This is a genomic window from Pandoraea terrigena (assembly GCF_902459705.1).
In the GTDB taxonomy this organism is placed as follows: Bacteria; Pseudomonadota; Gammaproteobacteria; order Burkholderiales; family Burkholderiaceae; genus Pandoraea; species Pandoraea terrigena.
This window is the reverse complement of sequence record NZ_CABPRU010000008.1, coordinates 87,255-110,195: the sequence shown is the minus strand read 5'-3', so window position 1 is coordinate 110,195 and position 22,941 is coordinate 87,255. Positions and strand designations below refer to the sequence as shown.

Here is a 22,941-nt window from a genome sequence, read left to right as displayed (position 1 = left end):
CAGCGCATGAAAAAAGGCCCGTGAGCGGGATACGCTCACGAGCCTCCTCTCGTTCAGGCGTGCATCGCAACCCTCACCGCGACGGGACCGCAGTCAGGGCCGCCCCGGCCGGATAGGCCGGACGCGCGGTCATTGCGCGGTGTCGCTCCACCCGCTCACGATGTGCCCCCACGCGCATCGCCGCGGGCGGGCGCACCGCGCCCTCCCTCAGCCCTGTCAGGCTGCCTTGACCTTTGCCTTCTTTTCGTCGAAGAACTGTTCGTCCTCCGTCGAACCCTTCAGGGCTGTGGTCGATGCGTCGCGCTCAATCGTCTGCGTGACGGCATCGAAGTAGCCCGTACCCACTTCGCGCTGATGCTTGACGGCCGTGAAGCCCTTGTCGGCCGCAGCGAATTCGGCTTCCTGCAACTCCACGAACGCGCTCATCTGCCGGCGGGCATAGCCGTGTGCCAGGTTGAACATCGAGTAGTTCAGGCTGTGGAAGCCGGCCAGCGTGATGAACTGGAACTTGTAGCCCATCGCACCGAGTTCCTTCTGGAACTTGGCGATGGTCGCGTCGTCGAGGTTCTTCTTCCAGTTGAACGACGGCGAGCAGTTGTACGAAAGCATCTTGTCCGGGAAGTGCTTGTGGATGCCCTCGGCAAACTGCCTGGCGAATTCGAGGTCCGGCTTGCCGGTCTCGCACCACACCAAATCTACGTATGGCGCGTAGGCCAGACCACGGGCAATCGCCTGATCGAGGCCGTTGCGCGTGCGGTAGAAGCCTTCGACCGTACGCTCACCGGTGCAGAACGGTTGGTCGAGCGGATCGACGTCGGCGGTGATCAGATCTGCGGCTTCGGCGTCGGTACGGGCAATCAGGACAGTCGGCACGCCGAGCACGTCGGCGGCCAGACGCGCCGCCACCAGCTTGGCCACGGCTTCGCGCGTCGGCACGAGCACCTTGCCGCCCATGTGGCCGCACTTCTTGACCGACGCGAGCTGGTCTTCGAAGTGCACGCCGCCGGCGCCCGCTTCGATCATCGCCTTCATCAGTTCGAAGGCGTTGAGCACGCCACCGAAGCCGGCTTCCGCGTCGGCCACGATCGGGGCGAAATAGTCGATATAGCCGTCATCGCCCGGGTTCTTGCCTTCCGACCATTGGATCTGGTCGGCGCGCGTGAAGGTATTGTTGATGCGTCGCACGACTTGCGGCACCGAATTGGCCGGATAAAGCGACTGGTCGGGGTACATTTCGCCCGCCATGTTCGCGTCGCCGGCCACTTGCCAGCCCGACAGATAGATGGCCTTGAGGCCGGCCTTGACCTGCTGCATCGCCTGATTGCCGGTCAGCGCGCCCAGGGCGTTCACGAACGGTTCATCGTTGATCATGCGCCACAGGCGCTCCGCTCCGCGGCGGGCAAGCGTTTGTTCCGGCTGGATCGAACCGCGCAGGCGCACCACGTCTTCGGCCGAGTAGCCACGCTTGATGCCCTTCCAGCGCGGGTTGGTCACCCAGTCCTGCTCAAGTTGCTCCACTTGCTCTTGGCGCGTCGTCATGGTGATCTCTCCTGGTCTCTCGAAACAAATCAAGCGGGGTGACGCTTCGCCGCCCGAGCATCGCCGGGTCAGCGGTCGATCGCTGTCAGCGTCTCCAAATCGGCGAGTCTTGTATAAGAGTTTAGGAATTTTTCACGCAACGCAACAGAGCAATTTACGCTGCCATTCGATATTTTTTATTCATATTAATCAATAGCATATCGAAATAATTTCTTTATGCGAAATGATATTTCCCTGTCTGAAATTGCACCGTTGTGCCCAGCAGCGCAAATTTTTACGCACCGCAAAGACATTCCATATCATGAAAAACCGGTGACAGCGAGCCCCCGGCTTCCCCATCCGCGTGTGCGACTGGCGCAATACCCCGGAGGCGCGGTAATTACGACGCAGCTCGGCGGGCCGCCGGCAGCGCCTTGGGCGGCTTGCAAACGAGCCATACGGCCAGCGCAATGAAACAGCCGCCGAAGAAGTGCGCCATCGTCACTGCTTCATTCAAGAACAACGCGCCCCACAGTACGCCGAACGGCGGAATGAGGAACGTCACGGTCAGCGAGCGCAGCGGGCCCAGGTCCGCGATCAGGCGGAAGAACAACGTATAGGCCACCGCGCTGCACAGGAAGCCGAGCGCGGCCATCGCGGCCCAGACGCCACCAGTGGCCGGGCCCGGAATGCCGGACGTCGCCGACACGTAACCGAAGAACGGCAGCAGAACAACGGCCGCGCCCAACTGGCTGCCGAAGGCGACCAGCTTCGCGTCGAGGCCGCCCCGGTCGGAGATCCAGCGCTTGGTCAGATAGCCCGCCAGCCCATAACACGACGTGGCAACGAGACACGCCAACGCCCCCATGACCACCGGCTCCGACATCGAGACGGGCCCGGTGCGCGTCAAGATGGCGACCCCGGCCAGCCCGAACAACACGCCCAGCCCCTTGGCCCCGGTCAGGCGCTCCCGGAAGAATAGCGTGCCGATGACGACGCCCATGAGCGGCGTGGTCGCGTTCAGAATCGCCGAGTAGCCGGCAGGCAGCACGCGCGCGGCGAAACAGTACATCACGAACGGAATGCCGGAATTGATCACGCCGAGCAGCATCGACGCCCCGAGCCTTCCCTTGAACGCCCAGCGCGCGCGAAACACCAGCAGGATCACGGCCATGCCGATGGCACCGAGGGTCACACGAAGGAACGCCGTGGGCAGTGGCCCGAGCACGGGAACGATGATGCGCATGAAAAGAAAGCTCGCGCCCCAGATGGCGGAGAGCGTCAGCAAGCGTGCAATGTCGGACGAACGCATGATCGGGAGGACGGCGCGGCAGGCCGTCGGAAAGAATGGGAACGGGTGAATCGTCCCACATCAGCGCCAGGCCTGCCGGTCAAAATCGGACATGGCGGCATCGACATGGTTGAGCCCATTGTCAAACCTTACCGTCCGCCATGGCGGAAGGTCACGCATGGCCGGCCCGTTTTCGGAATCCTCGCGTTGAGCAAACATGCTGACGCGCGATATGGTGGCCGACCGATCCCCATGCGGTGGCGACGCCAGCGTCACGCCACGCTGGCATCGCGCGCATGGCGATAGCTGACCCAGTCCCCACCGGCAATTTGCGGCAATTGGCTCACGGCCGATTCGCTCACCGGATAGACGATGCAGGGGTACGTTGCGCCTTCGCAGGCAACATCGTGCAATTCTCGAACGAACAACCCCGCCTCGCCCGGATACACCGCTTCGATCTCATCGAGCACGGGCACCAGCGCCGCTGCGATACGATAAACATCGCCGGTCACGCGGCCCACGATGTGGCCGTCACCCGCTGCGGCGTCGAACACCATGCCCGGGTAGTCACCGAAATCGTAGAGCCGCCCGCCGAGTGAAGTCGTACCGACATAGACGGGGGCCTCGATGCCGTGACGCTCAGCTGCATACGTCACGTCGTTGATTTCCCCAGCACGCAGCGTGCCGTAGACGAAGACGTAGATCACCTCGCCTTGCGAGTCTCGCAAGTCGTGGGTGTCATAGTGGTCACGCGTTGCAGTGTTCATCACGAGCATCCAAATCGGAATAGGCGGTCAGTCGGGAAGCGTGCCGCACGACGATCCATACGCCGTTCGCCGCGCACTGCCATCCAGCATAGCGTCTTTGCCGTTCGGAAAACTATGGCGCGCGCGTGTCCTGCGCAAGGCTTGCACGCGATACGGGGGCCATGTTTCTCATCGCTGGGCAACGCGCGAACCACGATACACGGTTGGTTTACACTGCTGGAATCCAAATTGTCGCGCTGATGCCATGCCCAACCTCGCGCCCGCGCAGTCCGGTCCGTGGAACGTCGAGCCATCGGGTCTTGATCTCGACACGGCCGCGCCGGCCGACCCCGGACCCCACGTGCTGCCGCTGGCGTTCACGCCGACGCGCGAGCGTCCGGTGCGGCTGCGCGCGCGACCGCTGCGCGACGGCATCCGTGTGCCCGATCATCGCCATGCCTGGGCCCAGGTCGCGTATACGCCGCGCGGCGTCATTCAGATCGCGGTGGCCGATGCGGCGTGGATCGTCCCGCCTTCACGCGCCATCTGGATTCCGCCGGATGTCGTGCATAGTCTCCAGGTCAACGAACCCTCGTACCTGCGAACGCTGTACGTTCACCCTGACGTCATCCCGGCCGGACTGGATCACTGCCGCGTCGTGGAGGTCTCGGCGCTGCTGCGCGAGTTGATTGCCGCCATCGATGTGCCCGAGGCCGCACTCGACGCACCTCGCGAACACTTGCTGGGCGCACTGATCCTCGACGAATTGCGGCGCGCGTCGCCACTGCCGCTTGCGGTGCCGCTGCCGCGAGACAAGCGGCTGCTCACGCTGTGCAACGCCATGCTGGCCGACCCGGCGCGCGCCTGGACGCTCGATCAATGGGCCCGCCATGCCGGCGCCAGCCCACGCACCATCGGGCGGCTGTTCCGGCAGGAACTCGGCATGAGCTTCGTGCAGTGGCGCCAGCAGGTGGTGCTGGCGCAGGCGATTCCGCTGGCCTCGAAGGGATACCCACTGGCCCGCATCGCCCGCGAACTGGGCTATCGCAGCCAGAGCGCGTTTTCCGCGATGTTCAAACGCACCTTTGGTCGGACACCCAGCGAGTTCTTCGCCACAGGGCCCGACATGCCGTCCGCTCGCGCCGATCGCCCCATCGACGACTGAGCACCATCTCGCCCCTCCGATGGCAACGCCTTGGGCCGGATGCGCGACGAACGCGCATGACGGCCCCCGTTGCGACATCCCGTCGCACAGACGGGGATGCGGCGGCGGATCACCGGCACGACGACATTCCCGGCACGAGGCAGCACGGCGCGCGTCACCGGTCGACGAAAAAATCCCCGCGTGCCTGACGGAACGCGGGGACAGGTCATGCGGATCAGGCAAGGCTCAGGGCCGCGCCCAGGCTTACTCGACAGCCGGTTCGGTCGCTTCGCTCACCTCGCTCGCCGGCCGGGTCGCGTCGCCATCGAACGTGAATCGCCCGTTGCGCCAGTCGACCGGGATGGTGTCCTTCGGCCCGAACTTGCCCGCCAGTACCAGCTTGGCGACCGGGTTCTCGATCTCCTGCTGGATCGCCCGCTTGAGCGGCCGCGCCCCGAACACCGGGTCGAAGCCCTCGCGTGCCACGTGCGTGAGCGCCGCCTTGCTGACCTCAAGGGTCATGTCGAGCTTGGCCAGACGTTGACGCAGGATCTCGATCTGGATCGTGGCAATCGACTCGATGTGCTTCTGGTCAAGACCGTGGAACACCACGACTTCGTCGATGCGGTTCAGGAACTCAGGACGGAAGTGATCCTTGATCTCCACCCACACAGCGTCCTTGATGCGCTCCTGCGGCTCGCCAACCATCGACTGGATCATCGACGATCCGAGGTTCGAGGTCATCACGATCACGGTGTTCTTGAAGTCCACCGTGCGGCCCTGTCCATCGGTCATGCGTCCGTCGTCGAGCACTTGCAGCAACACGTTGAACACGTCCGGATGCGCCTTTTCGACTTCATCGAGCAGGATCACGCTGTACGGCTTGCGACGCACGGCTTCCGTCAGGTAGCCGCCCTCTTCATAACCCACATAGCCCGGCGGCGCGCCGATCAGCCGCGCGACGCTGTGCTTCTCCATGAACTCGCTCATGTCGATGCGGATGAGGTGATCCTCGGCGTCGAACAGGAACATCGCCAACGCCTTGCACACCTCGGTCTTGCCCACACCGGTCGGCCCGAGGAACAGGAACGACCCATAGGGACGATTCGGATCCGACAACCCGGCACGCGAACGCCGAATGGCGTCCGCCACGGCGGTAATCGCCTCGTCCTGCCCGACCACGCGCTCGTGCAGCTTGTCTTCCATGTGGAGCAGCTTTTCGCGCTCGCCCTGCATCATCTTCGAGACCGGGATGCCGGTCGCCCGCGAGACCACTTCGGCAATCTCTTCGGTGCCCACCTGCGTGCGCAACAGACGCGGATGCGACTGCTGGCCCGCCGCTTCCGCCGCGTCGGCGTCCTTCAACTGCGCTTCGAGCTGCGGCAGCTTGCCGTATTGCAGCTCGGCCACCTTGTCGAGCTTGCCTTCGCGTTGGAGCTTCGCGATGTCGGCACGCACGCGGTCGATCTCTTCCTTGACCTGAGCGCTGCCTTGCACAGCGGCCTTCTCCGCGGTCCAGACTTCCTCGAGATCGGCGTATTCGCGCTCCAGGCGCGAGATCTCTTCCTCGATCAGCGCCAGACGCTTCTGCGACGCTTCGTCGGTTTCCTTCTTGACCGCTTCGCGCTCGATCTTCAACTGGATCAGGCGACGGTCGAGCTTGTCCATCACTTCCGGCTTCGAGTCGATCTCCATCTTGATCTTCGACGCGGCCTCATCGATCAGGTCGATGGCCTTGTCAGGCAGGAAGCGGTCGGTGATATAGCGCTGGCTGAGTTCCGCCGCGGCCACGATGGCCGGATCGGTAATTTCCACCCCGTGGTGCAGCTCGTACTTCTCCTGCAGGCCACGCAGAATGGCGATGGTCGCCTCGACGCTCGGCTCGTCGACGAGCACCTTCTGGAAGCGGCGCTCCAGCGCGGCGTCCTTCTCGATGTACTTGCGATATTCGTCGAGCGTGGTCGCCCCAATGCAGTGCAATTCGCCACGCGCAAGCGCCGGCTTGAGCATGTTGCCCGCGTCCATGGCGCCTTCGGCCTTACCGGCGCCGACCATCGTATGGATTTCGTCGATGAACAGGATCGTGCGGCCTTCATCCTTGGCGATGTCGTTAAGCACGCTCTTCAGACGCTCTTCGAACTCGCCACGGAATTTCGCGCCCGCGAGCAGACCCGCCATGTCCAGGGCGAGCACGCGCTTGTTCTTGAGCGACTCCGGCACCTCGCCGTTGACGATGCGTTGCGCGAGCCCTTCCACGATGGCGGTCTTGCCCACGCCCGGTTCACCGATGAGGACCGGATTGTTCTTCGTGCGGCGCTGCAGAATCTGGATCGTGCGACGAATCTCATCGTCGCGGCCGATCACCGGATCGAGCTTGCCAAGCGACGCGCGCTCGGTCAGATCGAGCGTGTATTTCTTGAGGGCTTCGCGCTGGTTCTCGGCATCCTGGCTGTTGACGGACTGGCCTCCGCGCACGCCTTCGATGGCGGCCTCGAGCGACTTGCGCGACAGGCCCCGGGCGCGCGCGAGCTTGCCCGTGGCGCCCTTGTCGTCGGCGAGCGCGAGCAGGAACATTTCGCTGGCGATATAGCTATCGCCATGCTTCTGCGCTTCCTTGTCGGCCTGATTGAGCAGGCCCGCAAGTTCGCGGCCGACCTGCACGTTGCCGTCGGTGCCCTGCACCTGCGGCAGCTTCGCGATGGCCGTCTCGACGTCGTGCGCGAGCGGTTGCACCTGTACGCCCGCGCGCTGCAGCAACGAGCGCGCGGCGCCCTCGGGTTGTGCGATCAACGCCGCCAGGAGGTGCAGCGGCTCGATGTACTGCTGGTCGCGACCGACTGTCATGCTTTGGGCATCAGCCAGCGCTTCCAGGAACTGCGTGGTGAATTTGTCTTGTCGCATCTAGTGCTCCGGTAAGAAATCTTTCTGGATCGGATGTGCGGACAAGCCCCTGCAGTTTCAAGGGGGCATGGCAGCGCGACGATTGACATTTCGCGCAACGCCGGAACGGGTCGGCCCGGGGACAGCGGCGCTCGACCGAGGCAGAGTGGGCGGCATGAAGCCGCCGCAGGACACGCCCGGATTTGAAGCTCATAATAGCCACTTTCAGCCTCACGCACCACGCGTCATCGAGACGCCAGGACGCCGGACATCGCCCGCGCGCCCACCCAGGTGCCCATCGAAATGTCTGCGCAAATCTCCCGCCAATGCCCGAACCCACGGCCCGCAACGCGCCTCGCCGAGATCGACGAAGACGCCGTGCGTCTGCTCGTGCACACCTTCTACGGACGCATTCGCGACGACGACATGCTCGGCCCGGTGTTCCGCCAGGCACTCGAAGGTCGCTGGGACATGCATCTGGAAAAAATGATAGCGTTCTGGTCCAGCATCGTGCTCGGTGCCAAACGCTACCGCGGCAATGTGACGCAGGCACATCAGCCGTTCGGCCACCTGAGTGGCGAGCATTTCAGCCGCTGGCTCGCCCTCTTCTTCGATACGCTGGACAAGCTCTTTGAACCGCAGGCCGCCATTGCCTTCGCAGAACCGGCCATCCGGATCGCGGAGAGCCTGCAGTTGAATCTATTCGGGTGGGAATACACGCTGCCCCCGGCGCAGCGAGCGCTACTCGACAGCGTGAAGCAGACAAGGCCCGCGCGGGCTTATGAATGACGAGATCGGCGATGATATGAAATCTTCGCCGATGTTATTTGATAATCAAGAAAGAAATCAGGACTTATCAGTCGATCTGGACGCCACTTCGGTTGCCCAGCGCTCGCGCGCGGCTGCGTCCGTCTCGCGCGCGTCGACCCAGCGCTCGCCCTGCGGCGTGACTTCCTTCTTCCAGAACGGTGCCTCGGTCTTCAGGTAGTCCATGATGAACTCGCAGGCGGCGAACGCATCCCCCCGATGGGCGGACGTGACAGCCACCAGCACGATCTGATCACCGGGCCCCAGTTCTCCGTAGCGGTGAATCACCAGCGCGTCGAACAGTCGCCACCGTGCGCGCGCTTGCTCGACAATCGCGTCCAGCGCCTTCTCCGTCATGCCCGGATAGTGCTCGAGCGTCATGCGCGAGACGTCCTTGCCATCGTTCAAATCGCGCACCGTGCCGACGAAGCTCGCCACGGCCCCGACCCGCAGGTCGTCGGCACGCAGCCGTCGGACCTCCTCCGACAAGTCGAAATCCTCGGTCTGTACACGAATCGGCATATTGGCGGCGCCTCCTGTCCGGTAGTTCGCTGAGATATGGGCGAGGAACGTTGGCTCAACCGCCCGTCACGGGCGGGAAGAACGCGACCTCGCAACCCTCGGTCAGGCGCGTCGTCGCCGGCACCATCGTATGGTCGAGCGCCATGCGCAGCGCACGCTGCTGGCCGAGCGCGTCGGCCCAGACCGGGCCGCGGCCGCACAGCCACTGGCGCACGTCTCCCACCGTGGCAATCCCGGCAGGGACATTCACACGCTCTTCAGCGACATCGAGCGCCTCTCGGACGCTGGCGAAAAAACGAAGTTCGATCTGCATAGTCTGGCTGGCACGCCGCAGCGACGACGCGCCTATCTCTCAATATAGGAGGTCGGAGAACGGCAGGAACGCCACCGTCTGGCCGGCTTCGATGCGATGTCCCGGCGGATTGTCGATGAGGCCGTCGCCCCAGACGGTCGACGTCAGCACCGCCGAACTCTGGTTCGCAAACGCGTCGAGACCCCCCTGTTCGTTGATCCGGGCCCGCACGAATTCATTGCGACGATCCGCCTTCGTCTGCGTGAAGTCCGCGCGCATGGGAATGCGCCGCGGCGTCACCGCCGTCACGCCCTGCAAACGCAGGATGAACGGGCGCACGAACAGCAGGAACGTCACGAAGCTCGACACCGGATTGCCAGGCAAGCCAATGAAATGCGCCGTCTCCCCGCTCGGCCGGTTGATCTCGCCGTAGGCCAGCGGCTTGCCCGGCTTGAGCGCGATCTGCCACAAACTGAGGCGGCCCTCGGCTTCCACGGCCGGTTTGACGTGGTCCTCCTCACCCACCGACACGCCGCCGGACGTGAGGATCAGATCGTTGGCGCGCGCCGCATCGCGCAAAATCGCGCGCGTCGCGGCCAGATTGTCCGGCACGATGCCGTAATCGGTCATCTCGCAGCCCAGGTTCTCGAGCAGGCTGCGCAGCACGAAGCGGTTCGAGTTGTAGATGCTGCCCGCGCGCAACGCCTCGCCCGGCATGGTCAGTTCGTCACCGGTAAAGAACACGGCCACACGCAACCGGCACGCGACTTGCAGCTTCGCCATGCCTACCGACGCCGCCAGACCCAGCGATGGCGCACGCAGCCGAGTCCCGGCGGCAAGCACCACGCTGTCGCGGCGAATATCCGCGCCCTGCCCGTTAATGAATTCCCCGGCACAAGGCGTGTGGCGAATCACGACGATGCCGTCTTCGCGCGCCTCGCACTGCTCCTGCATGACGATGGCGTCGGCGCCAGGCGGCACCGGCGCTCCCGTGAAGATGCGCGCCGCCGTGCCGTGGGCGAGCGGCTCAGGCGCGTGCCCCGCGGGAATGCGTTGCGAGACCGGCAACACCGTCTCGTCTCCCGTCAGGTCGGCGACCCGCACGGCATAGCCGTCCATTGCACTCGTGTCCATCGGCGGCACGTCGAGCGTGGCGATCACGTCGGCAGCCAGCACGCGGGCGTTGGCCGCGAGGGTATCGACCGTCTCCCGCCGATCCAGCGGACGGGCCGCCGCCAGCACGGCGTCCAGGGCTTCTTGTGTACTCAGCATGTCGAAGGCGCGGGGAAGTCAGGGGGCAGGACGAGCGCCGCCTTACAGGCCGGTGTGCTCGGCGATATAGGCCTTCACGCTCGCGACGTCGTTCGGCACCGTCTCGCAGCGCTGCGGCAGCGATTCGAGCTGCTCGAATCCGGCCGGACGCGGCGGCTCGCGATGCAAGGCCTCGCGAATCGTCTCGGCAAACTTTGCGGGCTGGGCCGTCTCGAGCACCACCATCGGTACGCCGGGCTCGAGCGCTTCGCGCGCGACCTTCACGCCGTCGGCCGTGTGGGTGTCGATGACCACATCGTAGCGCGTGGCCACGTCCTGGATCGTTGCCACGCGATCGGCGTGCGTGCTGCGCCCCGAGACGAAACCGAACTGCGCCACACGGGCGAAGGCCTCGGTGCCCGACAGGTCGAAGCCGCCTTCGCGCTCGACTTTCGAGAGCAGCGCGGCCGTCGCCTGCGCATCGCGGCCGAGCAGATCGAACAGGAAACGCTCGAAGTTCGACGCCTTCGAGATATCCATGCTCGGGCTACTGGTGTGGAACGTCTCGGCGGACTTGCGCACGCGGTAGTGGCCAGTGCGGAAGAACTCGTCGAGCACGTCGTTTTCGTTCGTCGCCACGACCAGCTTGCGAATCGGCAGGCCCATCATGCGCGCGATATGGCCCGCGCACACGTTGCCGAAGTTGCCCGACGGCACCGTGAACGACACCTCGCCGTCCTGGCCCGACTTGCCGCCCGTGGCCGCGAAGTAGCCCTTGAAGTAATAGACGACCTGCGCCACGACACGCGCCCAGTTGATCGAATTGACCGTGCCGATCTTGTAGCGCGCCTTGTAGGCATGATCGTTCGACACCGCCTTGACGATGTCCTGCGCGTCGTCGAACACGCCTTCGACCGCGAGGTTGAAGATGTTCGGATCCTGCAGGCTGTACATCTGGGCCGTCTGGAACGCACTCATCTTGCCCGCAGGCGAGAGCATGAACACGCGAATGCCTTCCTTGCCGCGCATGGCATACTCGGCCGCGCTACCGGTGTCGCCGGACGTCGCACCGAGAATGTTGAGCGCATCGCCGTGCTGCGCCAGGGCATACTCGAACAGGTTGCCCAGCAACTGCATGGCCATGTCCTTGAACGCCAGCGTCGGGCCATTCGAGAGCGCCAGCAGCGAGAGCTGCGTGCCCCCTTCGACCCCCAGCGGCAGCAGTGGCGTGATCTCGGCAGCATCCTCGCCCGGACGCACGTTGCGGTACACCTCGGCGGTGTAGGTGCGTGCCGTCAGGTCGGCCAGGATCTCGGCCGGAATGTCACCCGCGAATTTGGCCAGCACCTTCGCGGCCAGTTCGGCGTATGACAACTGGCGCCAGACGCGCAGTTCGTCGGCCGTCACCTGCGGGTATTGCGTCGGCAGATAGAGGCCGCCATCCGGGGCCAGGCCGCCAAGCAGAATGCTGGAGAACGATTGCGGCTCGCCCGAGGTCAGGCCCGCGCCGCGCGTGGAAATGTATTTCATGTGGGTCGTGTCCTGTCGTATCGGTTCGTGTGGCCGGCGCTTAGCTCAGCGCCTCCATACGGATGCGCGTGACCGTCGAGAGCACGGCGTCCATGGCTTCGATCTTCGCGATGGCCGAGTTGATGTGCTTTTCCTGGGTCTGGTGCGTCAGGATGATGATGTCGGTCTGGTGCTCGCCCTCGCGCGATTCCTTTTGCAGCAACGCATCGATGGAGATGTCCAGATCGGCGAGGATGCGCGTGAGTGCCGCCATCACACCCGCGCGATCGACCACGCGCAGGCGCAGGTAGTAGCTGGTCGTGACCTCGTCGATGGGCAGCACTGGCGTGTTCGACAGCGCATCGTGCTGGAACGCCAGATGCGGCACGCGATGCTCCGGATCGGCCGTTTGCAGACGCGTCACGTCGACGATGTCGGCCACCACGGCCGAGGCGGTCGGCTCGGCGCCCGCGCCCTTGCCGTAGTAAAGCGTGGCGCCCACGGCGTCGCCCTGCACCAGCACGGCGTTCATGGCGCCTTCCACGTTGGCGATGAGGCGCTTGGCCGGAATCAGCGTCGGATGCACGCGCAGTTCGATGCCGGCGTCGGTACGACGCGTGATGCCCAGCAGCTTGATGCGATAGCCAAATTCCTCCGCATACTTGATGTCCAGCGCCGACAGCTTGGTGATGCCTTCGACATAGGCGCGGTCGAACTGCACCGGCACGCCGAACGCGATGGCACTCATGAGCGTGAGCTTGTGCGCGGCGTCGACGCCTTCGATGTCGAATGTCGGATCGGCTTCCGCGTAGCCCAGACGCTGGGCGTCGGCGAGTGCCACGTCGAAGTCGATCCCCTTGTCGCGCATCTCCGACAGAATGAAGTTCGTGGTGCCGTTGATGATCCCGGCGATCCACTGGATGCGGTTCGCAGTCAGGCCTTCGCGCAGCGCCTTGATGATGGGAATACCACCGGCGACGGCCGCCTCGAAGGCAACCATCACGTTGGCCTTGCGCGCGGCGGCGAAGATCTCGTTGCCATACAGGGCCAGCAGCGCCTTGTTGGCCGTGACCACGTGCTTGCCGTTCTCGATCGCCTTGAGGACCAGTTCCTTCGTGAGGTCATAGCCGCCAATGGTCTCGACCACGACATCGATGTCCGGATCGTTGACCACCTCGAACGGATCGCCCGTCACGACAGCGGCATGGCCGACGAGGCCGCGCGCGCGTTCGACATTGCGCACCGCGACCTTCGTAATCTCGATCCCCCGGCCGGCGCGACGTTGAATTTCTTCCTGGTTGCGAGCCAGTACCTGGAAGGCGCCGTAGCCCACCGTGCCAAGGCCGAGCAGGCCCAATTTGATCGGTTTCATGCAGTTTTACTCAAAAGTCGAAATCGGTTGGCGCGCATCACTTGCCGTGGCGACGGCGATAACCGTCAAGGAAGCGGGCAATGCGACTGATGGCGTCTTCCAGGTCGCCCTCGTGAGGCAGGAACACCACGCGGAAATGGTCGGGATGCATCCAGTTGAAGCCGCTGCCCTGCACCAGCAGGACCTTCTCTTCGAGCAGCAACTGGAGGATGAAGTCCTGATCGTTGGCGATGGGGTACACCGCCGGATCGAGACGCGGGAACAGGTACAGCGCGGCCTTCGGCTTCACACAGGTCACGCCGGGAATGTCGGTGAGCATGCGGTGCGCGATCTCGCGCTGCTCGTACAGGCGCCCGCCCGGCACGATCAGGTCCTTGATGCTCTGGTAGCCGCCTAGCGCCGTCTGGATGGCGTACTGGCCTGGCACGTTCGGGCACAGGCGCATCGAGGCCAGGATGTTCAACCCTTCGATGTAGTCGCACGCCGGACGCTTGTCGCCCGACACGACCATCCAGCCCGAGCGGTAGCCGCACGCGCGATAGCTCTTGGACAGGCCGTTGAACGTAATGGTGAGCACGTCTTCGGAGAGCGAGCCGATCGAGGTATGCTCGGCGCCGTCGTAGACGATCTTGTCGTAGATCTCGTCGGCATAAATGATGAGCTTGTGCTCGCGCGCGAGGGCGACAATGTCTTTCAGGAGTTCGTCCGAGTACAGTGCCCCGGTCGGGTTGTTCGGGTTGATGATGACGATCGCCCGCGTATTCGGCGTGATCTTCTTGCGGATATCCGCCAGGTCCGGCTGCCAGTCGGCCTGCTCGTCACAGACGTAATGCACCGGCGTGCCGCCCGACAGGCTGACGGCGGCCGTCCAGAGCGGGTAGTCGGGCGCGGGCACGAGCACTTCGTCGCCGTCGTTGAGCAGCGCCTGCATGGCCATCACGATCAGCTCGGACGCCCCGTTGCCGAGGTAGATGTCGTCGAGCTGGACGTCCTTGATGCGCTTTTGCTGGCAGTAGTGCATGATCGCCTTGCGCGCCGCGAACACGCCCCGCGAATCCGAGTAACCCGCCGAATTCGGCAGATTTCGGATCATGTCCTGCACGATCTCGTCGGGCGGCTCGAAACCGAACGGCGCCAGATTCCCAATGTTCAGTTTGATGACGCGATGACCTTCGTCTTCCATGCGCTTGGCATGTTCGAGCACGGGCCCACGAATGTCGTAGCAGACATTCTGCAATTTCAGCGATTTGAGGATCGGTTTCACGGCGGTTGTGGTCTTGGCGGACGGCGCAGGATCCGGACGAGCCGGCAGCAGGCGGGACGCACGACGCTCCGGCGGTCGGACGGCGATGCGCGCGAAGCGCACATGGCACCGCATTTCCCCGGTTTCGGCGTGGCAAATGCCGCACTGCAACGGTTTTGCCGTGCTGCGTACGGCAAAAAGCTATAATTTAGCCAATTATGACAGAGTTCGGCAATGCATCATTGACGGTTTGCGCCACGCGAGGCAAGATGCCCGCCCGTTGATCGATCCGCCGACGCTCATCCACCCCCGGGCAAGCACCGGGTAGGGAATCTTTCGAAAGTGAAACTGCATCAAGACCCGTCGCAAGCATTGAACACGGTCACCGGCTACGGCCCGGGCTATGTCGAGGTCAACAAGATTCGTCACGAGCACAGCGTGATCATTGCGCCCGAGGGCGAGATCCAGGCCTGGCCAGTCTCGCGTTTCGACGCACTGGAATCCGCCCATTTCGATCAATTGCGCGCGCTTGATCCCGAAGTCGTGATCTTCGGCAGCGGCGACCGCCTGCGCTTCGCGCACCCGCGGCTGACCACGTCGCTCACCAGCCAGCGCGTCGGTGTCGACTCCATGGACACGCAGGCCGCCTGCCGCACGTACAACATCCTGATGAGCGAAGGACGCCGCGTCGTACTCGCCCTGCTCATCGAAACCGAGGCGACTGAGTGAGCCGCCGCCCGCTCGCTACCGGCCTGCCGGCCGCCGCCCCCCTCGCGACGCCGCCCCTGTGCGCGCCCAACGCGCCGCCCACGTCCTACCCGCTCTCACCCGCCGCCTTCTGGCTGCTGCTCATCGCCTTTGCGCTCGTGTGGTTCGGCGTGCTCGACTACCGCCACCTGATTGCGAGCGACGAAGGCCGCTACGCGGAAATGGCGCGCGAAATGTGGGCCACGGGCGACTGGATCACGCCGCGATACAACGGCTACAAGTATTTCGAGAAGCCGCCGATGCAAACGTGGATGAATGCGCTCACGTTCGCGGCATTCGGGCTTGGCGAATGGCAAGCGCGGCTATGGACCGCGCTCACTGGGTTCGCGGGCGTGCTGATGGTCGGCTATACCGGCCGGCGGGTGTTCAATGCCCGGGTTGGCCTGTTCGCGGCCGTAGCACTCGCCAGCGCGCCGTTGTGGTCGCTGCTCGGGCACTTCAACGTGCTCGACATGGGCTTGTCGTTTTTCATGGGACTCTCGCTGTGCGCGCTGCTGCTCGCCCAGCGGCCCGGCCTCGCGCGCCCCGCCGTGCGTGGCTGGATGTGGCTGTGCTGGGCGGCCATGGCGCTTGCCGTGCTGAGCAAGGGACTCGTCGGTGTTGTGCTGCCGGGCGCCGTGCTTGTCCTCTATACGCTCATCGCGCGGGACTGGACCTTGTGGCGGCGCCTGTACCTGGGCAGCGGCCTGATCGTCTTTTTCGCGATCGCGGCCCCGTGGTTCGTCCTGGTGCAACTGCGCAACCCCGAATTCTTCGACTTCTTCTTCATCAACGAGCACTTCCGGCGCTTTGCGATGGAGGGCCATAACCGCGATGGCGCGCCGTGGTACTTCGTGCCCGTGTTCCTCGTCGGCTTCCTGCCCTGGCTCTCGATCCTGCCGGGCACCGTACGCGCCACGCTGCGCATGCCCCGTCAGCCCAACGGCTTCGCCCCCACGCTGATGCTGTGGGTGTGGTCGGGTTTCATCTTCGTGTTCTTCAGCGCCTCGCACTCGAAGCTGATCTCGTATCTGTTGCCCATCGCGCCGGCCATGTCGCTGCTCTTCGGCCTGTATCTGGCGCAGTTGCGCCGCGACACGGTACGCGTGCATCTGGCCGGATATGCGATCCTGCTGATCGCCGCGCTCGTGATGGTGGCCATCTTCGCGGGACGCCCCGGAAGCGTGCGTAATCCGAACGAGTTGTACAAGGCCTTCCAGATCTGGCTGTATGTTGCCGTTGGCATCGGCCTGGTCGGCACGCTTGTGGCATGGCGGCTGGCGCGGCACAGCGCGCGGCGCGCACTGCTCACCTTTGCCGGCGCCATGCTGTTGCTCGTGAGCGTCGGTGGCATGGGACACGAAGTGTTCGGCCGCCAAAGCTCGGGGGTGTTGCTCGTGCCGGCGATCCAGGCGGAAATGCAGCGGCTTGGGCCGAACGTGCCGTTCTATTCCGTGAATGTGCTCGATCACACGATGCCTTACTACCTCGGCCATACGATGATCATGGTGCAGCACCCGGACGAACTCGAATTCGGCGTCAAGCAGGAGCCGCAGAAATGGCTGCCCACGCTCGACGACTTCTACGCCCGCTGGCGCGCCGATCCGAAAGCGCTCGCGCTGGTGGATCCGGACACGTTCGGCAAGCTCGAATCCGCGCACTTGCCGATGCGGATCATCGCGCGTGACGCCCGCCGCGTCGTGATCGCCAAACCCCAGGTAGAAGACAACGTAAAATAGTGCACCTAGCGATCTCCGGATCCGTTCGGTCGAAGGCAAAAGAACGGCTGACGCGCTTCGGGAAACTAAGCGCCAGCCAATTTGCGGCACCCATAATTGTTCACAAACGTTCCATGAATCTCGCTACGTTTTCGCTTATTCTCACAGGCGTGCTGCTCAATGCGTGCGCCCAGTTGCTGCTCAAGGCCGGCGCCGGCTCGATCGGTGCGCTCGAATTCACGCGCGCCAACATCGTACCCATCGGCATCAAGCTCGCTACGCAAGTGCCGATCATGGGCGGGCTCGTATGCTATGCGATCAGCGTCGTGGTCTGGATTCTGGCACTCTCGCGCGTCGAGGTCTCGATCGCCTACCCGATGCTCTCGCTCGGCTACGTCGTGAATGCCGTTGCCGCGTGGTATCTGTTTGGCGAAACGCTGTCGATGCAACGCGTCGTGGCGATCGGCATCATCCTGGTCGGCGTTTATATCCTGGCGCGCAGTTGAGACTGCCAACGCGGATCGAATTCACGGACGCGCCGCAACACGCAAGCGCTGGCGCTTTTCCCCCTGCTTATCTGAGGCTTGGTCTTACATCATGAGCGACTCGGCAACCGCCCAACCGAATCTACCGTTCCTGCCGTTCACCCGGCCGAGCATCGACGACGCCACCATCGACGGCGTCGCCGAGGTGCTGCGCTCCGGCTGGATCACCTCGGGCCCGCAAGTGCAGGCCTTCGAGAAGGCCCTGTCCGACTATTTCGGCGGGCGCCCCGTACGCGTCTTCAACTCAGGTACCGCAACGCTCGAAATCGGCCTGCGCCTGGCCGGCGTGCAAGACGGTGACGAAGTCATCACCACGCCGCTGTCGTGGGTCGCCACGGCCAACGTGATCCTGGAAGTCGGCGCAACCCCCGTGTTCGTCGACGTCGACCCGGCCACCCGCAATCTCGATCTCGATCTGCTCGAAAAGGCGATCACGTCCAAGACGCGCGCGATCATCCCCGTCTATCTCGCCGGGCTGCCGCTCGACATGGACCGGCTGTACGACATCGCGCGACGTTACAACCTGCGCGTGATCGAGGACGCCGCGCAAGCGATGGGCTCGACCTGGGGCGGCAAGCGCATCGGCGCCTTCGGCGACCTCGTCTCGTTCAGCTTCCACGCCAACAAGAACCTGACCTCCATCGAAGGCGGTGCGCTCGTCTTCAACAACGAGGACGAAGCGCGTCTGGCCGAGAAGTATCGCCTGCAGGGCGTGACCCGCACCGGCCTCGATGGCATGGATGTCGATGTGCTCGGCGGCAAGTTCAACCTCACCGACGTCGCCGCACGCGTCGGCCTCGGCCAGATGCCGCATCTGGCCGAATTCAACCGCCGTCGCACAGCGCTCGCGCGACAGTACTTCGACACGCTCGCGGGCGGTCCGGCCGTGGCGCTGGGCCTCGGCCTGCCGCGCGCCGACTTCACGCACTCGAACTGGCACATGTTCCAGGTCGAGCTGCCGCTGGCGCACCTCACGATCGACCGCGCGGGCTTCATGGAAAAGCTCAAGGCACGTGGCATCGGCAGCGGCGTGCACTATCCGGCCATCCACCTGTTCACCCTCTACCGCGCGCTAGGCTTCCGGGAAGGGCAGTTCCCGCATACGGAGCGCCTGGGCCGTGCGATCCTGACATTGCCCCTCTTCCCCGCCATGACGGACGCCGACGTCGTGCGCGTCTGCGACGCCGTCAATGCCCTCTGCGCCGAACATCAAAAATGAATTGTCCACAACTCTCCATCGTCATCCCGGTCTATAACGAAGAGGCCGGACTCGCCGCCCTCTTCGCCCGGCTGTATCCGGCGCTCGACAAGCTGGGCGTGGCTTATGAAGTGGTGTTCGTCAACGACGGCAGCCGCGACCGCTCGGCCGCGCTGCTCGCCGAGCAATACCGCGCGCGCCCGGACACAACGCGCGTCGTGCTGTTCAACGGCAACTATGGACAACACATGGCCATCCTGGCCGGCTTCGAACACACGCGCGGCGAATGGGTCGTGACGCTCGACGCCGATCTGCAGAATCCGCCGGAGGAAATTGGCAAGCTCGTCGAGCAACTGGCGGCCGGACACGACTACGTGGGTACGGTGCGCATGAACCGTCAGGACACGTGGTTCCGCCGCCGCGCCTCGCGCGCCATGAACCGCCTGCGCGAGCGCATCACGCACATCCGCATGACCGACCAGGGCTGCATGCTGCGCGGCTATAGTCGTCATATCGTCGACACGGTCAATCAGTGCCGCGAGATCAATACGTTCATTCCCGCGCTCGCCTACACGTTCGCGCAAAACCCCACCGAAGTCGATGTCGCCCACGAGGAGCGCTTCGCCGGCGAGTCGAAGTATTCGCTCTATAGCCTGATTCGCCTGAATTTCGACCTCGTCACCGGCTTCTCGGTGGTGCCGTTGCAGTGGCTCTCGGGCGTCGGCATTTCCCTGTCGGCGGCCTCCGGTGTGCTGTTCGTCGTGCTGATGGCCCGCCGCTTCCTCTTTGGCTCGGAAGTCCAGGGCGTGTTTACGCTGTTCGCCGTCACGTTCTGCCTGCTGGGCGTAATCCTGTTCGGCATGGGCCTGCTCGGCGAGTACATCGGCCGCATTTATCAGCAGGTTCGCCAGCGTCCGCGCTATCTGGTGCAAGCCGTGCTGGAAGAGCCGTCTTCCGGCCATCCGGACAAGGGCGCCGGCGCCGCGTCGAGCGTGCGCCAGGCGACTGGCGCCACGGAACTGGGATCGCACGCCTCATGAACGCCCAAGTGACCCCAGCCGCCAAGGCCGTCGTCTTCGCCTATCACAACGTGGGCGTGCGCTGCCTGCAGGTCCTGCTCGCACGCGGCGTCGACGTCGCGCTCGTCGTCACGCACCAGGACAATCCGAACGAGAATATCTGGTTCGGCAGCGTGGCCAGTGTCGCCGCCGAGCACGGCATCCCGGTCGTCACCCCCGACGACCCGGCCGATCCCGCGCTCGCCGCCCGCATCCGCGCCATCGCCCCGGACTTCATCTTTTCCTTCTACTACCGTCACATGATTCCCGTGGCGGTGCTCGACCTCGCCCCGCGCGGCGCGTTCAACATGCACGGTTCGCTGCTGCCGAAGTATCGCGGCCGCGTGCCCGTGAACTGGGCGGTTTTGCAGGGCGAAACGGAAACCGGGGCAACGCTGCACGAGATGGCCGCCAAGCCGGACGCCGGCGCCATCATCGACCAGGCCGCCGTGCCGATCCTGCCGGACGACACGGCGGGCGAGGTCTTCGAGAAGGTCACCGTTGCCGCCGAGCAGACGCTCTGGCGCTGTCTGCCCGGCCTGATCGCCGGCACGGCGCCGCGACAGACCAACGAACTGGCCGCGGGCAGCTACTTCGGCGGACGCAAGCCGGAAGACGGCCGCATCGACTGGACGAAGCCCGCGAAGGACGTCTACAACCTGATTCGCGCGGTCGCACCGCCCTATCCGGGGGCGTTCACCGACCTGGCGGACCGCCGTTGGGTCGTCACGCGCGCCCGTTTGTCACGCGCGCCCGCACCCGCCGGTTTGCCCTGCGGACTGCAAGTAGTGGATAATGCGCTCCTTGGCGTTTGTGGCGACGCGAACGCCGTCGTCATTCATGAACTATTGCTGGACGGCAAAGCAGTCACGCCGGCACAGTTTTCCCAGCTCAATCACTGACCGCAATATGAAAAAAGTCCTGATTCTCGGTGTCAACGGGTTCATCGGCCACCATCTGTCGAAGCGCATCCTGGAGACGACCGACTGGGAAGTTTATGGCATGGACATGCTCACCGATCGCCTTGGCGATTTGATCAATCACGAGCGCATGCACTTCTTCGAAGGTGACATCACGATCAACAAGGAGTGGGTCGAGTACCACGTGCGCAAGTGCGACGTGATCCTGCCGCTCGTCGCCATCGCCACGCCGGCCACCTACGTGAAGGCCCCGCTGCGTGTGTTCGAACTCGACTTCGAGGCGAACCTGCCGATCGTGCGCTCAGCCGTGAAGTACGGCAAGCACCTGGTCTTCCCGTCGACCTCCGAGGTCTACGGCATGTGCACCGACAGCGAGTTCGATCCGGAAAACTCGCCGCTGATCTACGGCCCGATCAACAAGCCGCGCTGGATCTATGCCTGCTCGAAACAGCTCATGGATCGTGTGATCTGGGGCTATGGCATGCAGGAAGGCCTGAACTTCTCGCTGTTCCGTCCGTTCAACTGGATCGGCGCCGGTCTCGACTCGATCTACACGCCGAAGGAAGGGTCGTCGCGCGTGGTCACGCAATTCCTCGGCCACATCGCTCGCGGCGAGAACATCAGCCTGGTCGACGGCGGCAACCAGAAGCGCGCCTTTACCGACATTGACGACGGTATCGACGCCCTGGTGCGCATCATCGACAACAAGGACAAGATCGCCAGCGGCAAGATCTACAACATCGGCAACCCCGCGAACAACTTCTCGGTGCGCGAGCTGGCCAACATGATGCTCAAGCTGGCGGCCGAATTCCCCGAGTACGCCGAGACGGCCAAGAAGGTTCAGCTCGTCGAGACCTCGTCGGGCGCGTACTACGGCAACGGCTACCAGGACGTGCAGAACCGCGTACCGAAGATCGAGAACACCATGCAGGAACTCGACTGGGCCCCCACCACGTCGATGGACGATGCGCTGCGCAAGATTTTCGAAGCGTATCGTGGCCATGTCGCCGAAGCTCGCCGTCTGGTCGAGGTCGAGTAAGCGACATCAGGGGCAAGGTCCGGGCTCAGCCGTCCGGCCTGCCATCTGGGCGTTACGGGCCGCGCATTGCCCGTTGCCGCCCATCGTATTGCACGCCCGGTGCGCCCTCGGCACATCGGGCGTTTTTGACTCGGTAGTTTGTTTCGCAGTCCAGGATATCGCACGCGGTCGTCGCGATACCTCATTCAAGGGCGGCTATGGCCAACATTGTCCTGAAGATCGACGTCGACACCCTGCGCGGCACGCGCGAAGGCGTGCCCAATCTGCTCGCGGCACTCGCGGAGCATGAGGCGCAAGCGACGTTCCTGTTCAGCCTCGGGCCGGACCACACCGGTTGGGCGCTCAAGCGCGTCTTCCGTCCCGGTTTTCTGAAGAAGGTCTCACGCACGTCGGTGGTCGAGCATTACGGCTTCAAGACGCTCATGTATGGCACGTTGCTCCCCGGCCCGGACATCGGGCGGCGCGCCGCCGACGTCATGCGCATGGTGCGGGACGCGAATCACGAGACCGGCATCCACACGTGGGATCACACGTATTGGCAAGACAACGTGCGCACGCGCGATGCGGCCTGGACGCAACGACAGATGTCGCAGGCCCATGCGCGCTTCATCCAGGTCTTCGGAGCCTCGCCGCCCACGCATGGCGCAGCCGGCTGGCAGATGAATTCACACGCGTTTCGGCAGATCGATGCCTGGGGCATGAAGTATGCGTCGGACGGACGCGGCACCGCCCCGCACTACCCGATCGTCGATGGCGTGCGCCTGCAGCATGTGCAGATGCCGACGACACTGCCGACGGTCGACGAGTTGCTGGGCATCGATGGTCGCGACATCCACGGCGTGGCCGAGCATCTGCTTGCCCTGACCCGCGATCCGGCGCAAGATCACGTGTTCACCCTTCACGCAGAACTCGAAGGTCAGAAGCTGGCCCCGCTGTTCCGTCAATTGCTCGCCGGGTGGCGTCGCCAGGGACATGGCCTGGTGACAATGGGCCAATACTACGAGACGCTCGATCTCGCCTCGCTACCGGCGCATCCCGTCGTGTGGGGCGAAATTCCGGGCCGCTCGGGCGATCTGATTCTCGAGGGCCAGGCCACGGCCTGAGTCCGTTTTCGACCCACTTCCCCGTTCCGGCCTGGCAA

General features: G+C 64.2%; 20 protein-coding genes. 10 read left to right on the top strand and 10 right to left on the bottom strand.

Features of this window, described 5'->3' with window-relative positions; genetic code table 11:
* Window positions 1–216 precede the first annotated feature (216 nt).
* The 3 genes from aceA to PTE31013_RS16525 all read right to left on the bottom strand — a co-directional run bounded on the left by aceA (window position 217) and on the right by PTE31013_RS16525 (window position 3,576).
* A complete protein-coding gene (aceA, locus tag PTE31013_RS16535) occupies window positions 217–1,539 on the bottom strand; it encodes an isocitrate lyase (RefSeq protein ID WP_150613868.1) in 1,323 nt (440 codons plus the stop codon).
* Between the two features lie 379 nt (window positions 1,540–1,918).
* Window positions 1,919–2,830, bottom strand: coding sequence for a DMT family transporter (locus PTE31013_RS16530; protein WP_150613867.1), 912 nt, complete (start codon window positions 2,828–2,830; stop codon window positions 1,919–1,921).
* Window positions 2,831–3,081: 251 nt separating this feature from the next.
* Window positions 3,082–3,576, bottom strand: a complete 495-nt coding sequence (locus PTE31013_RS16525) for a gamma-glutamylcyclotransferase family protein (protein ID WP_425495575.1) — start codon at window positions 3,574–3,576, stop codon at window positions 3,082–3,084.
* A gap of 244 nt (window positions 3,577–3,820) precedes the next feature.
* On the opposite strand from PTE31013_RS16525, the gene PTE31013_RS16520 reads away from it, so the two are divergent.
* Window positions 3,821–4,720, top strand: coding sequence for an AraC family transcriptional regulator (locus PTE31013_RS16520; RefSeq protein WP_150613866.1), 900 nt, complete (start codon window positions 3,821–3,823; stop codon window positions 4,718–4,720).
* Window positions 4,721–4,963: 243 nt separating this feature from the next.
* Here the strand turns inward: PTE31013_RS16520 and clpB are convergent, their stop codons facing one another.
* Window positions 4,964–7,600, bottom strand: coding sequence for an ATP-dependent chaperone ClpB (clpB, locus tag PTE31013_RS16515; protein ID WP_150613865.1), 2,637 nt, complete (start codon window positions 7,598–7,600; stop codon window positions 4,964–4,966).
* A 282-nt stretch (window positions 7,601–7,882) separates the two neighbouring features.
* Between clpB and PTE31013_RS16510 the strand changes: the two genes are divergently transcribed.
* Window positions 7,883–8,368: a group III truncated hemoglobin gene (locus tag PTE31013_RS16510; protein WP_150613864.1), complete on the top strand. Its 486-nt coding sequence runs from the start codon at window positions 7,883–7,885 to the stop codon at window positions 8,366–8,368.
* Window positions 8,369–8,425: 57 nt separating this feature from the next.
* On the opposite strand, the gene moaE is transcribed toward PTE31013_RS16510, so the two are convergent.
* The 6 genes from moaE to PTE31013_RS16480 are packed head-to-tail and all read right to left on the bottom strand — an operon-like array spanning window position 8,426 to window position 14,596.
* Window positions 8,426–8,908 (bottom strand): molybdopterin synthase catalytic subunit MoaE, encoded by a 483-nt coding sequence (gene moaE / locus PTE31013_RS16505; RefSeq protein ID WP_150613863.1) that lies wholly within the window; start codon window positions 8,906–8,908, stop codon window positions 8,426–8,428.
* Between the two features lie 55 nt (window positions 8,909–8,963).
* Window positions 8,964–9,221, bottom strand: coding sequence for a molybdopterin converting factor subunit 1 (gene moaD, locus PTE31013_RS16500; RefSeq protein WP_150613862.1), 258 nt, complete (start codon window positions 9,219–9,221; stop codon window positions 8,964–8,966).
* Window positions 9,222–9,260: 39 nt separating this feature from the next.
* Complete coding sequence (locus tag PTE31013_RS16495) at window positions 9,261–10,472, bottom strand: molybdopterin molybdotransferase MoeA (protein WP_150613861.1); 1,212 nt, start codon at window positions 10,470–10,472, stop codon at window positions 9,261–9,263.
* A 42-nt stretch (window positions 10,473–10,514) separates the two neighbouring features.
* The gene (thrC, locus tag PTE31013_RS16490; protein ID WP_150613860.1) at window positions 10,515–11,981 is read right to left on the bottom strand and encodes a threonine synthase; all 1,467 of its coding nucleotides are present in this window, start codon (window positions 11,979–11,981) and stop codon (window positions 10,515–10,517) included.
* Window positions 11,982–12,021: 40 nt separating this feature from the next.
* On the bottom strand, window positions 12,022–13,332 hold the full coding sequence (locus tag PTE31013_RS16485; protein ID WP_150613859.1) for a homoserine dehydrogenase: 1,311 nt from the start codon (window positions 13,330–13,332) through the stop codon (window positions 12,022–12,024).
* A gap of 37 nt (window positions 13,333–13,369) precedes the next feature.
* The gene (locus PTE31013_RS16480) at window positions 13,370–14,596 is read right to left on the bottom strand and encodes a pyridoxal phosphate-dependent aminotransferase (protein ID WP_150613858.1); all 1,227 of its coding nucleotides are present in this window, start codon (window positions 14,594–14,596) and stop codon (window positions 13,370–13,372) included.
* A 321-nt stretch (window positions 14,597–14,917) separates the two neighbouring features.
* Between PTE31013_RS16480 and PTE31013_RS16475 the strand changes: the two genes are divergently transcribed.
* From PTE31013_RS16475 to PTE31013_RS16440, 8 genes are all read left to right on the top strand, one after another.
* Window positions 14,918–15,304: an Mth938-like domain-containing protein gene (locus tag PTE31013_RS16475; protein ID WP_150613857.1), complete on the top strand. Its 387-nt coding sequence runs from the start codon at window positions 14,918–14,920 to the stop codon at window positions 15,302–15,304.
* 56 nt (window positions 15,305–15,360) lie between these two features.
* Window positions 15,361–17,061: a glycosyltransferase family 39 protein gene (locus tag PTE31013_RS16470; RefSeq protein WP_174978604.1), complete on the top strand. Its 1,701-nt coding sequence runs from the start codon at window positions 15,361–15,363 to the stop codon at window positions 17,059–17,061.
* Window positions 17,062–17,174: 113 nt separating this feature from the next.
* On the top strand, window positions 17,175–17,546 hold the full coding sequence (locus PTE31013_RS16465; RefSeq protein WP_150613855.1) for an SMR family transporter: 372 nt from the start codon (window positions 17,175–17,177) through the stop codon (window positions 17,544–17,546).
* 91 nt (window positions 17,547–17,637) lie between these two features.
* Window positions 17,638–18,804 carry a DegT/DnrJ/EryC1/StrS family aminotransferase gene (locus tag PTE31013_RS16460; protein WP_150613854.1) on the top strand — a complete coding sequence of 389 codons (1,167 nt, stop codon included), beginning with the start codon at window positions 17,638–17,640 and terminating at the stop codon, window positions 18,802–18,804.
* Window positions 18,801–19,823 carry a glycosyltransferase gene (locus PTE31013_RS16455; protein WP_150613853.1) on the top strand — a complete coding sequence of 341 codons (1,023 nt, stop codon included), beginning with the start codon at window positions 18,801–18,803 and terminating at the stop codon, window positions 19,821–19,823. Before PTE31013_RS16460 ends, PTE31013_RS16455 begins: the two co-directional genes overlap by 4 nt.
* Window positions 19,820–20,743 carry a formyltransferase gene (locus PTE31013_RS16450; protein ID WP_150613852.1) on the top strand — a complete coding sequence of 308 codons (924 nt, stop codon included), beginning with the start codon at window positions 19,820–19,822 and terminating at the stop codon, window positions 20,741–20,743. Before PTE31013_RS16455 ends, PTE31013_RS16450 begins: the two co-directional genes overlap by 4 nt.
* A 7-nt stretch (window positions 20,744–20,750) precedes the next feature.
* Window positions 20,751–21,800, top strand: coding sequence for a bifunctional UDP-4-keto-pentose/UDP-xylose synthase (locus tag PTE31013_RS16445; protein ID WP_150613851.1), 1,050 nt, complete (start codon window positions 20,751–20,753; stop codon window positions 21,798–21,800).
* 197 nt (window positions 21,801–21,997) lie between these two features.
* A complete protein-coding gene (locus PTE31013_RS16440; protein ID WP_150613850.1) occupies window positions 21,998–22,903 on the top strand; it encodes a polysaccharide deacetylase family protein in 906 nt (301 codons plus the stop codon).
* The last annotated feature ends 38 nt before the right edge of the window (window positions 22,904–22,941 follow it).